This window comes from Pectobacterium sp. CFBP8739 (assembly GCF_013449375.1).
GTDB lineage: Bacteria > Pseudomonadota > Gammaproteobacteria > Enterobacterales > Enterobacteriaceae > Pectobacterium.
The window spans coordinates 70,882-83,044 of record NZ_JACDRR010000019.1; the positions used below are offsets into that span (position 1 = coordinate 70,882).

The window sequence follows — 12,163 nt, forward strand, 5'->3', positions numbered from 1 at the left end:
GTGAAACGCGCTGCTGGCCGCCAGCCACATTCGCCCGTGGAAAACAGAGGCAGAACATCGCCTCACCCCTAGCAACGGTCTTTGCTTGCCCAACCAGCATGGCAAAGCCTTTGATATGGGGACTCATCAGCTTCAATGATTCGCTGGAAATGCTGCTTTCTCCACGCATCAAAAAGCTGAAAAGCACCACCAGCGATGTTAACTTTGCCCAGTATGAAGGCAAACAAATCCATCTGCCAGACGCCTACCCACCCGATCTGGCACAGATGACGTACCATCGTGAGCATATTTTTTGGGGCAGGGTAGATAACAATGAAGGGGGAATGTTTTCGCCTTTCCCCCTCACCTCACTGCACATCCTGAATCATCTGCGCTTTCAATGCATCCATTCTCTTGCTCGCGTCCTCATTACTGACGAACTCACCTTCACCCGCATCATAACGAGAGAACGTTTCCTGAATCTAAACGTCAATCCATGCATCATCCGTATTGCGCTGATACTGGTGCTTGTCTTCTGCCATTTCCACTGCACGCCGCGGCAGTAAATCATGTAACACCATATCTCTTGCCCTCTTCTTTTCGCTACCCTACCTACGCCTTACGCCATCACCGTCCGATACAGCAGTGCATCCAGCATCGAATCATCAGCAGTCTTACTGTCCGGCAACATTGCTGCACTATCGGCATCACTCAGCATCTGCGTGATGAACGCGTGGATAACCTCGCGACGTGGGCCGTATTCCGCCTCACCCGACCGTTGCTTTATTTCCAGCAATTGATGGATTTCAGCCAACAAGCGCGGATCGTCTACCGTCCCTGCAAGCAACTGCGAAAAACGCATCGGCGGCATGCCTTTACCTGCTTCTATCCAGCGCACAGCCAGCAGCGGGCGTAGCACATAGAAATATTTTTTAAGGCGTACCGTCTCATCTTGCAGATAGCCGAGAAAGTTTTTACGCGCCATCGACAGATAGTGCCAGCGAGCCTTGGATGGCGAGAACCACGTCGGCACCGTCGCCCGCAGTGCGGATGTAGCATCCCGATCTTCTTGATAGACAACGGGTGAATCCAGCCATTCGATCAGCGTCGGGTTGGCCCGCTTGAGCAGGCCGAGTGCTTTGCGCCACTCCCAACCACAGACGTCCAGCTCATCGTCGATAGGCAGCTCTATTACGTCACGTTGTGCTTCGACACGTAGATACCACTCCGGCCGATGCACGTAGAGAAAGCGCACGTCGTAGTCGCTATCTGGTGAAGCAAATCCCCAGCCACGGCTCCCCGACTCACAGGCATACAGCACCTTCACCTGATAACGATCTTCCACATCCTGTAAGACTAATTTTATCCGCGTCCGCATGGCAGCATCGACGCGATAATCCTTTTCCATCATGATTTTATCCTTTCACACACACCACCTGACGCAGCGTATGTACAATTTCCACCAGCGATGACTGTGCCGCCATCACCTTATCGATATCTTTGTACGCCATCGGGATTTCATCGATAACGTCGCTGTCTTTTCTGCACTCGACGTGTGCCGTCGCGCGAATCTGGTCTTCCACGGTGAAGCGTTTTTTCGCCGCAGTACGGCTCATCGTTCTCCCCGCACCGTGGCTACAGGAACAGAAGCTCTCTTCGTTCCCCAATCCGCGCACGATGAAGCTCTTTGCGCCCATCGACCCCGGAATAATCCCCATTTGGCCTTTCTGCGCCGACACCGCCCCTTTACGGGTGATCAGCACCGATTCACCAAAGTGCGTTTCGCGCTGCACGTAGTTATGGTGGCAGTTCACGCCTTCCTGCTGGGTGGTAAACGGCTTCGTCACAATACGAGACAGCGCCGCCAACGTATGCGACATCATCACTTCACGGTTATGACGGGCAAAATCCTGTGCCCACTCCACCGCTTCGATGTAATCGTCAAAGTGCAGGCTTCCTTCCTCGAAATACGCCAGATTACGGTCCGGCAGGTTCGCAATGTGCTGCTGCATATCGTCCTGTGCCAGCTTGATGAACAGCGACCCAATCGCATTCCCTACGCCACGCGACCCGCTGTGCAACATCACCCAGACGCGATCCACTTCATCCAGACAGATTTCAATAAAGTGGTTACCCGTTCCTAACGTTCCTAAATGCTGATAGTTGTTGGTTTTCAGCAACTGCGGATATTTATCCGTCAAACGTTTAAAACGCGGTTCCAGCAGCGACCAGTGCGCATCCACCGTCTGCGGCGGGTTCTGCCAGGAACCGACATCACGTTTGGAACGCGTCACGCTACGTCCGTGCGGCACCGCCTGTTCAATCGCGCTACGTAGCCCCATCAGGTTATCCGGCAGGTCGCTGGCAACCAGTGACGTACGCACCGCAATCATCCCGCAGCCGATATCCACACCGACCGCCGCCGGGATAATCGCGCCACGCGTGGGGATTACGCTACCAATCGTCGATCCTTTTCCCAGATGCACATCCGGCATCACCGCCAGATGTTTAAAAATGAACGGCATTTTGGCCGTGTTCAGCAGTTGGTCGCGAGCTTCCGGTTCCACAGGCACGCCCTGCGTCCACATTTTTACTGGCGCGCTATTCACTGGCGACATCATGTCGTAATCCTGCGTTTTCATCTCTTCCATTTTCATTCTCTTTGTTTGTCGTTGTTCACTATAGATATTGCCAAAGGCGTGCCAGATTTATTAAAAACACAAAACAAAAATATAATGCATTGATAATAAAAGAATAAAAAATCACATAGAAAGTGGCAACGAAGAAAAATAAACAGTAAATTTATCCTATAGGATAATAATTTATAACAAGGTATAGCATGAAGCGTCGCATCGTCATTGGTGTGCTGGGCACCACGCTGGACAAACGAGGGAAACGGGAGAATCGCTGGACAAAATGGCGGCCAACTATCGGCTTATGCCAGCAGCCAGATTTCCCCGTCGATCGTCTGGAACTGCTGCACCAGGCACGCAACGAGGGGATGGCACAGCAGGTGGCGGAGGATATCGCCGTGGTGTCACCCGCGACTCAGGTTACGCTTCAGGCCGTTGAGTTGCGCGACCCGTGGAATCTGGAAGAGGTCTACAGCGCCTTTCTGGACTTTGCGAGCCGCTACCCGTTCGATACCGAGAACGAGGAGTATTTCGTTCACATCACCACCGGCACCCACGTCGTGCAGATTTGCTGGTTCCTGCTGACCGAAGCCCGCTATCTGCCCGCCAAGCTGCTGCAAACCGCACCGGGGGAGAAAGCGGATCGTCCGGCACCGCAGGGCATCTACTCCGTTATCGATCTGGATCTCAGTCGCTACGCAACCCTCACCAGCCGCTTCCAGCATGAGCAAGCGCGCTCCGTCTCGTTCCTGAAATCCGGTATCGAGACACGTAACACGACATTCAACACACTGATCGACCAGATTGAACGTGTCGCGCTACGCTCAACGGCACCGATGCTCCTGACCGGCCCGACTGGTGCGGGGAAATCCTTTCTGGCACAGCGTATTTACCAGCTACGTCAGTCACGCCATCTGGTTAGCGGGCGGTTTGTTGCAGTTAACTGCGCCACGCTGCGCGGCGACAATGCGATGTCGACATTATTCGGCCACGTAAAGGGCGCATTTACCGGTGCGTTACAGGCAAGAACCGGGCTGTTACGTGAAGCAGACGGCGGCATGCTGTTTTTGGATGAAATCGCCGAACTGGGGCTGGATGAACAGGCCATGCTGCTTAAAGCTATTGAAGAAAAACGCTTTTTACCGTTTGGTTCGGATAAAGAAGTCAGCAGCGATTTCCAACTGATTGCTGGCACGCACCGCAACCTGCGCGAGTGGATCGCTCAGGGCAAATTCCGTGAAGATCTCTACGCCCGTATCAACATGTGGACGTTTCCTCTGCCGGGGCTGGCGGAGCGTCGGGAAGATATCGAACCGAACATTGACTACGAACTCCACCGCTTCACACGCGATCACCAAACGCAGATCCGCTTCGATAAAGACGCGCGACAGCGCTACCTCGCCTTCGCCTGCTCACCACAGGCCGCGTGGCGCGGCAACTTCCGCGAGCTGGGTTCGTCCATCGCCCGTATGGCGACGCTGGCAGAGCAAGGACGCATCACCGCCGCACTGGTAGAAGAGGAAATTGAGCGCCTGCGAGCCAACTGGCAAAGCGATGCCCCTACAACCGCGCTACCGCCAGAACTCGCCAACATCGACCTCTTCGAACAGCGCCAACTTGAAACCGTACTCGACGTCTGCCGTACCGCCAATTCGCTCTCCGAAGCTGGCCGCCGCCTGTTCGCCGTCTCACGCCAGCAAAAACAAAAGCCCAACGACGCCGACCGGCTGCGTAAATATCTGGCACGTTTTGGGCTGAACTGGGAGGCGTTGAGGCGGGTATAAATTCATCATAAATTTATACCTTACGTGTAGGCTACGATATCACTACTCTGTTATTCTCAGGGCAACAGTAAGATGAAAATTACTTGCTATCGTCACATAGCAGAAGTCTACCGCTTATAGCCATATTCAACATAAGCGATTGTTTTAATTAAGGCAGATGATATGAAAACCACAATGTCTCAGAAGTCGGCCCGTGAAGGCCTTGGCAACCCTGAACTGTTCCAAGGGGGCGTTTATGTAACGAAAAATGGTTCCGCAGAACTCTTTGTGCAAACAGCGGCAGAACGGGAAGCAGAACTGCTTGAAAGAGAAAGAGAAAGGCAATCTAACGCACTCTTGAAACTGGTGATGACGGCCAAAAAAGAAATTAAAAACGGTCAGGGAATGTCCGCCGAGGAAGCCCTACAAAAATTACGTGAAGCGCGAACGTAAATAAGGAGCCAATTTGGCCAGTTCGTACACCATTAAAGTCGCCCCTGCGGCTGTCTGGTCTTTGCAGGATGCTGAGTCTTATAAATCTCACTATATTGGTATTAAACAAGCCGCTACATGGTCTGAATCCCTATTCTTATCATCCATACAGGCCATTTCTCAAGATCCTGCCCGCTACAGGCATAATGCAATATTATCCGATAAGGGAATCGCGCTCCGTGAGCGTCTCTCAGTAGAAGATGACTTTCGCTGTTTATATGATGTTGATGAAGAGCATGGCGTCATAGAGATCCTGCTTTTTGTCAGCATGAAACAGGACCTTGAGAAAATGCTCTATCGCTATCATGTGTTGAGCTGACTAATTCCGAATCAGTAAACAGGACACTTCCGTTCAGTAAGCTTAATACTCTTCCACTAAGGCTTATTTTACCAGCGTCTACAAGAAGCCTCATTTTAGGGGAAACACAGGGGGAGGTTCCCGCAGGGAGGCCTCACCCCTGTGGTCGCCCCGTGTATCTCGATATGCCAGCAGCGGGCTTTCTGCCCATTTCTGCGAACACCATTCCAAAACACGCTGTAACGCTACTGTAAATCCATCCACCCTATTCCACGTTTTCCGTCGTTGGAATACAGTCTCTGTGCTGCGGCAACATCCGCAGTCGGGCTTGGAACCCCGACTATCTAGAACTGAAAACGCTTTGTTTTTTCAGGGGCTACGTGCACACTCTAATCCGTGGCTCAGGCAGGGCAACCGCAAGGTTGGCCGGTCGCTAGATCCGGTGTTCCAACCCTGTCTGGGTCACACCTTTAGTTTGGAACCTGAAGGCGTGATGAAATAATTATCTAGCTATGGAAGATTTAATCATGACGGACACTCACGCCACACCCGCTGACAGCACCATTACCCTTTTCCGCGACCTGATCGCCAGCCTGCCTTTCGCGCAGTTAGATGACGTTCAGCTCTGCGACCTCGGCGCAATTGCCGCCGAATCGGTTGAAGGCCTGTGCCACGGCCTACACTACCTCGGCGACACGCTGCAAAATGACGTTGAACTGCCGCAAGAAAGCCTCAGTCAACTCGGCGCCTGTCTCAACGCCACGGCGCACCTGATTCCGGCGCTGCTAGAAATGTGTGAACAGGCTGAACGCCACGTGCGCATAGCCACATCAGTGGGTGATTCATTACTCACTACACAGTAAAACAATACGTTATAACTAACAGGTGGATGATTCCCCTCACCCTCTACTTCTCAACTGTCGTTTATCCACAAATACAGGGGTTCATCGCAGATTTTTCCGTTATCCGGCGTAAAAAATTATGCAGCGGTGGGCATGAGCACCGAGTGAGCGGCATGGATGCCGCGAAAGCCTGTGCCGCGTAGGGAACGCGTCACTGGCGGCTCGACTAGTGCTCATGAACACCGATGGCACCGCGTAGCGGCATAATTTCCGCCAAAAGCCTGGGGTCTCGGGGCGAGCGGCGTTTGAGCCGTCCCGAGTCGGGCGCGTGCTACGAGATAGCATAAAAATATCGGTGTTATGGCGCACGAAACCATCCCTCAGTTTGCATAAAAAATATAACTAAGAGGCAGCCCCTGAAGACGGGGAGGAAATAGCATCAGCAAAGCAGAATCACTCTGACAGGCAGTGCTCAAGCACTCTTAACGCTTCACCTTCAGATCCGCTAAAGCTAGAAATAAGAAAAAATTAATCAGTGATGCAACCTGTATTTTTTCTGAAGTTAGCCGACTATTCTGACATCAGTTAGCGAGGTCGTAGTCAGCGAGATGAGATAGACTAACGCTTCATATTTCGACGACATCCACCTTGCAGCGTAGGCAAACTCACATGGTTAAACGCACAGTGTCCGCCAATAAATCGATCGATATGTACGCCGTCTATGTCTTTGTGACGATGGCGGAAGCAGGAAGCATGACGGCAGCAGCCGCGCGGCTAGGCCTGACGCCCTCTGCCATTTCGCAGACGATCCGCTTATTGGAAGAAGATTTCGGCGTCAAATTGGTTAACCGGGCTCGTCGCCCCTTTGTCCTGACGCCCTACGGCATTGCGTTGAAAAACCGAGGAGAAATCCTGACGGAGGAGATTGCGAACCTCAAGGCACAGGTGCTGGAAGCAGGAAAAGGGATTAAACCCGACTTGCGTATCGGCCTGGTAGATTCATTCGCGATCACTTGCGGTTCAGTGTTTACCAAGAGTTTGATGAAGAGTTCGTCGCAGTTGTTGATTCGTACCGGACTCAGTCCGCAGCAGGGTGAAGCGCTAATGCGCCGCGAGCTGGATATGATCGTCACCAGCGACCCATTGATCGACAGCGATAGTGTGGTGCGTCATCAGCTGTTTTCCGAAGGCTATTTCATTATCACGCCGCCGGATTACCGCAAACGCATCAAAACCGTCGAGGACATCCGCGAGCTTTCCGCCGCACTGCCGCTGGTGCGCTTTAACCGGAACTCGCAGATTGGGATGCAGATTGAGCGTTATCTACGCCGCATCGATGTCCGCGTACCGAACATGCTCGAATTTGATAACGCGGATACCTTAACGTCGATGGTAGCGGCAGGCATCGGGTGGGCGGTAACGACCCCGCTGAGTTTCCTGCAATCCGTTGCGCACTCCCGCGAAGTGCTAACGCATATGCCGGAACAACTGAATATCAAGCGCTCGCTGTATATTGTCGGGCACCGTGATGAATACAGCGCGTTCTTTGAAGAAGCGTGTGATGTCACACATGACATTATCAAAACCGTATTTATTCCGAAATTGAAAACGCTGAACCGTGGAATAGAAAAGCTGGTTGAGATCAACCCGGATAATATGGAATAACAGTTAGGTATAACTATTCACGATTGGGAGACAAAACATAAATGGAGGAATATATCCACCACTAGCTATTTAACGATGCTAATTCAATGTTCGTCTCCCTGAGAACGCTTTTTAGTCATGATTTTATACAAATCGTGATGGGTTCGTGCTACCTGAAAACCAAAAAGCAGGAAAGACAAACCCTAAAAAATCATAGTCTTAATATTGAAAACGATGCTATGTACATCGAACAAGAAAAAAGGAAGAAGATCCATGTCAACGAATATCCGTATTGAAGAAGACCTGTTAGGTACCCGTGAAGTCCCTGCTGATGCCTATTATGGTATCCATACGCTGCGTGCGATTGAGAACTTTTATATCAGCAATAGCACCATCAGCGATATTCCAGAATTTGTCCGCGCTATGGTGATGGTAAAAAAAGCCGCCGCGCTGGCGAATAAAGAACTGCAGACCATCCCACGTAAAATCGCCGACACGATTCTGCAAGCCTGTGATGAAGTGTTGAATAACGGTAAATGTCTGGATCAGTTCCCTGTCGATGTCTATCAGGGCGGCGCGGGCACGTCAGTCAACATGAACACCAACGAAGTGCTAGCGAATATCGGTCTGGAACTGATGGGTCACCAGAAAGGTGAATATCAATACCTGAACCCGAACGACCACCTGAACAAATGCCAGTCCACCAACGATGCTTACCCAACTGGCTTCCGCATCGCGGTATACACCTCCATCCTGAAACTGGTTGAAGCGATTACCCAACTGAGCGATGGCTTTGAGCGCAAAGCAAAAGAGTTCGAAAACATCCTGAAAATGGGCCGTACCCAGTTGCAGGACGCGGTGCCAATGACCCTTGGTCAGGAATTCCACGCGTTCAACGTACTGCTGAAAGAAGAAAACCGTAACCTGCTGCGCACCGCCGAGCTGCTGCTGGAAGTGAACCTAGGCGCGACCGCCATCGGTACACGTCTGAACACGCCGGATGAGTACCAGAAACTGGCCGTTCAACATCTGGCAAAAGTCAGCGGCCTGCCTTGCGTACCGGCTGAAGACCTGATCGAAGCAACGTCCGACTGCGGCGCTTATGTGATGATGCACAGTGCCCTGAAACGCGTGGCGGTAAAACTGTCGAAGATCTGTAACGACCTGCGCCTGCTGTCTTCCGGCCCGCGCACTGGCCTGAACGAAATCAACCTGCCAGAATTGCAGGCCGGCTCGTCCATCATGCCAGCCAAAGTTAACCCAGTTGTCCCAGAGGTCGTCAACCAGGTGTGCTTCAAAGTCATCGGCAACGATACCTGCGTCACCATGGCGGCAGAAGCCGGTCAGCTACAGCTGAACGTGATGGAACCGGTTATCGGACAAGCGATGTTCGAATCCATCCAGATTCTGTCCAGCGCCTGCTACAACCTGCTGGAAAAATGCGTTGACGGCATCACCGCGAACAAAGATGTGTGTGAAGCTTACGTCTTCAACTCTATCGGTATCGTGACCTACCTGAACCCGTTCATTGGTCACCACAACGGTGATATCGTCGGGAAAATCTGTGCCGAAACCGGTAAGAGCGTACGCGAAGTGGTGCTGGAACGTGGTCTGCTGACCGAAGAACAGCTGGACGACATTTTCTCCATCCAGAACCTGATGCACCCAGCCTACAAAGCCAAACGCTACACCGACGAAAACGAAGCCGTTTAATTTTCGTTTCCGTCATTATTGTTGCTAGTTGTCACACAGGCCCGAGGGAAACGTCGGGCCTTTTCTTAATCCAATAAATCACTCATTGCTAGCAATAGAAGGCCCTTCATACGATAGGACGCGGCCTCAAACCACAACATGCAAGAATGCTCTCGGAGGCCGCAACTGAGAAGCCTGTTATTCGTCGAAGAACCAATATCCTTGATTAATCAACCCAGTTAATTCAGCCACAAATGCCGGATTTTTCAGCGCCGCACCCAGCTCTTTTTTACCGAGAACCGTGTAACGACACAGTGCATCCGCCGCTTTCGGATCGACCGTGTCCAGCCGTTCACTGTTGATGAAGTAGCTACCGCCGACTTCAAGAACGCGCAGCCCACTCAGACGCGTCAACACACCACCGTCCATCAGCGCCCCCACAATTTCGTCCTGCTCGTAAGGCGGCTCTGCCGGAGCGATATCCAGCTCGTGGCGCGGCGTCGTCACAAAGCGACCGAACCACTGCTTCAGCGCTTCCGGCTGATTAATCACCTCGATCATCATCTCGCGCAGGCGATCAAACTCATACTCTTCAACTCGTCCTGGGTGCTCGCGACAGGTCAAATCTGGGTCGCTATAGTGCTCACCGCCGAGATCGTTCTCCAGCACGTAGTCAGCAAAGCTGCTGATTAAGTCTCTGCCGTTTGGCCCACGGAACCCCACGGAATAGTTGAGTGCGGTTTCGTGAGTAAAGCCGTCGTGTGGGAAACCTGGCGGAATATAGAGGATGTCACCCGGTTCAAGATCTTCATCAATGATCGGCGGGAAAGGATCGACATGCAGCAACGCTGGGTGCGGGCAGAACTGGCGCATCGGCAGCTTGTCCCCCACGCGCCAGCGGCGGCTACCCATTCCCTGAATGATGAAGACATCGTACTGATCGATATGCGGGCCAACGCCGCCGCCCGGTACGGAAAAAGAGATCATCAGATCGTCCAAACGCCAATCCGGTAACACGCGGAACGGACGCACGAGTTCCGCAGACGGCGCATGCCAGTGATTCACCGCCTGAGCTAGCAGCGACCAGCCGGTTTCACCCAGATTATCAAAATGCTCAAACGGCCCATTGCTGGCCTGCCACTGACCATTTTTATGGCTGACCAGACGACTATCGACCTCCGCCTCCATCGCCAGACCCGCCAGCTCGTCCGGCGTAATGGGATCGACAAAATTAGGGAAAGCATTCTTCAATACAACAGGTTGTTTTTGCCAGTATTTCTCTAAGAATTCTGGCCAGTTAAGATTAAGTTGGTAAGCCATGCGTCCACACCAATGAGAAGAGAAACGGGCCTGATTATAAAGAAGGCCACACCTTATCTACTTTGTCATGGGTCAATGGGCGGATAACTATCATACGGCCTGCATATTTTTCTTTATTAGATAGTGCCTTAGCATGCCTTCCTCAGGGAAATCGGGTAAAGACATTTGCCGTTGATAGCCTTGCTTTTCATAGAAGGGAAGTGCCTGAAAACTAAACGTATCCACAAGCGCATGACGGCACCCAAGACGTATCGCCTCCTGTTCCGCTTCTTTCACCAAAGCGCTACCGAGTTTCAAGCCTCTGGATTCCTCACCAACCCACAAATAGTCAATACACAGCCATAATCCTTTACGGGTTGCGATCAGCCCGCCAAGCATGGTCCCAGCACTATTTCGGTGAAAAATCCCGATTTGCCCAAAGGAGGCAGGATTAATAAACCGATGGTTGTAGCTTCTCAGGCCTGCAAAAAGTTCCTCCCGATCGCTCTCGGTAATATCGTGCGTCACAATTAATTCCACTCGTCCTCCCTGCTCACGTTTATTAAAAAGTGAAGGGTAACAGATCACGCCGCTCTCGCAACGGAATAAGGTGGGGGAAGCCGTGATCCCTGAGCAAGTGGGGATGGCTTGCTAATGTTTTACTCTGCCGATACACGCTAAATATAACATTTGAGTTATTATAGCTTATGAGTTATATCCCCCATTAATAAGGGGATTGACATGTATGAATTGATTTTTCACCCCGAAGCTGCAAGCGAAATTTATGACCTCGAACCGGTCATGCAAGCAAAAGCGCTTAAAGGACTTGAAAAGCTTGAAGCTAAAGGGCCAGAGCTAAGATATCCAGACACGGACATCATTGAAGGTGGATTGTTTGAGCTACGGGTTGGTAGAAAAGACATCAGCAGAACGTTTTTTGCTTACGCAAAAGGCCGTAAGATCTATATTTTAAGGACATTCGTAAAGAAACCCCCTAAGACCCCGAAAGCTGAAATAGCGCTGGCAAAGTCAAGATGGGAGGAATTGAAAGATGGCAGTTAAAGGTATCAACTTCTCTGAAGTTAAAGCAAAATCGCTTTCTAATCCTGAAGTTAAAAAAGCGTATGAGGACGAAACTCAAGAAGAAGCGCTTCGCGCTGTTCTGATCGAAATGAAGTCCAAGTCAGGTCTGACAAGTACAGAGATCGCCGCTCGCATGGGTGTAAGCCAACCTGCGGTGAGCCGCCTTGAGAGAAATGTTTCCAGTGCGAGTATCTCAACCTTACAACGGTATGCCGCTGCTTGTGGGATGCAGCTTAAGCTGTCGCTGGGTTAAGATTAGCACGGTATTCATAAGCCAGATTTTGCACTGTCTTGTCGGCTAGTGTCGGTGCAACTGTTTCCGACTTGCTACTTCTATACGGTGGAAAACGATCTGGCAAAATGATACTTGGGTAGTATGAGTAACTGGGAAATCATCTACATAAGAACAATGAGCGCCAGCCCCTCCCAAAAAAGGGG

The 12,163-nt window shown here is 51.5% G+C and carries 12 protein-coding genes and 1 pseudogene; 9 read left to right on the plus strand and 4 right to left on the minus strand.

From position 1 onward, the window contains the following. Positions 1-10 precede the first annotated feature (10 nt). Positions 11-293, plus strand: a pseudogene (locus tag H0247_RS14295) (HNH endonuclease); the annotation flags it as partial. 305 nt (positions 294-598) lie between these two features. Here H0247_RS14295 and H0247_RS14300 read toward each other — a convergent pair. Together H0247_RS14300 and H0247_RS14305 are read right to left on the minus strand one after the other, a co-directional pair. Then, the gene (locus tag H0247_RS14300; protein WP_370463339.1) at positions 599-1,390 is read right to left on the minus strand and encodes a nucleotidyltransferase domain-containing protein; all 792 of its coding nucleotides are present in this window, start codon (positions 1,388-1,390) and stop codon (positions 599-601) included. Positions 1,391-1,394: 4 nt separating this feature from the next. After that, entirely contained in the window at positions 1,395-2,630 is a 1,236-nt protein-coding gene (locus H0247_RS14305; RefSeq protein WP_370463340.1) for an RtcB family protein, read from the minus strand. A gap of 188 nt (positions 2,631-2,818) precedes the next feature. On the opposite strand from H0247_RS14305, the gene rtcR reads away from it, so the two are divergent. The 6 genes from rtcR to aspA all read left to right on the plus strand — a co-directional run bounded on the left by rtcR (position 2,819) and on the right by aspA (position 9,364). Next, a complete protein-coding gene (gene rtcR, locus H0247_RS14310) occupies positions 2,819-4,396 on the plus strand; it encodes an RNA repair transcriptional activator RtcR (protein ID WP_180743137.1) in 1,578 nt (525 codons plus the stop codon). 162 nt (positions 4,397-4,558) lie between these two features. Next, on the plus strand, positions 4,559-4,828 hold the full coding sequence (locus H0247_RS14315; RefSeq protein ID WP_039462890.1) for a hypothetical protein: 270 nt from the start codon (positions 4,559-4,561) through the stop codon (positions 4,826-4,828). 13 nt (positions 4,829-4,841) lie between these two features. Continuing rightward, a complete protein-coding gene (locus H0247_RS14320; protein WP_104212625.1) occupies positions 4,842-5,186 on the plus strand; it encodes a hypothetical protein in 345 nt (114 codons plus the stop codon). Positions 5,187-5,692: 506 nt separating this feature from the next. Continuing rightward, positions 5,693-6,028, plus strand: coding sequence for a hypothetical protein (locus H0247_RS14325; RefSeq protein ID WP_180743138.1), 336 nt, complete (start codon positions 5,693-5,695; stop codon positions 6,026-6,028). A 648-nt stretch (positions 6,029-6,676) separates the two neighbouring features. Beyond that, positions 6,677-7,672: a LysR family transcriptional regulator gene (locus H0247_RS14330; protein WP_180743139.1), complete on the plus strand. Its 996-nt coding sequence runs from the start codon at positions 6,677-6,679 to the stop codon at positions 7,670-7,672. Positions 7,673-7,924: 252 nt separating this feature from the next. Continuing rightward, positions 7,925-9,364 (plus strand): aspartate ammonia-lyase, encoded by a 1,440-nt coding sequence (gene aspA, locus H0247_RS14335; protein ID WP_012773111.1) that lies wholly within the window; start codon positions 7,925-7,927, stop codon positions 9,362-9,364. Positions 9,365-9,541: 177 nt separating this feature from the next. On the opposite strand, the gene H0247_RS14340 is transcribed toward aspA, so the two are convergent. Further along, a complete protein-coding gene (locus H0247_RS14340; RefSeq protein WP_180743140.1) occupies positions 9,542-10,663 on the minus strand; it encodes a cupin domain-containing protein in 1,122 nt (373 codons plus the stop codon). 90 nt (positions 10,664-10,753) lie between these two features. Next, entirely contained in the window at positions 10,754-11,182 is a 429-nt protein-coding gene (locus H0247_RS14345; protein ID WP_180743141.1) for a GNAT family N-acetyltransferase, read from the minus strand. 201 nt (positions 11,183-11,383) lie between these two features. Between H0247_RS14345 and H0247_RS14350 the strand changes: the two genes are divergently transcribed. Further along, positions 11,384-11,704, plus strand: coding sequence for a type II toxin-antitoxin system RelE/ParE family toxin (locus tag H0247_RS14350; RefSeq protein ID WP_180743142.1), 321 nt, complete (start codon positions 11,384-11,386; stop codon positions 11,702-11,704). Beyond that, complete coding sequence (locus H0247_RS14355) at positions 11,694-11,978, plus strand: helix-turn-helix domain-containing protein (protein ID WP_180743143.1); 285 nt, start codon at positions 11,694-11,696, stop codon at positions 11,976-11,978. The genes H0247_RS14350 and H0247_RS14355 overlap by 11 nt, the downstream gene beginning before the upstream one ends. The last annotated feature ends 185 nt before the right edge of the window (positions 11,979-12,163 follow it).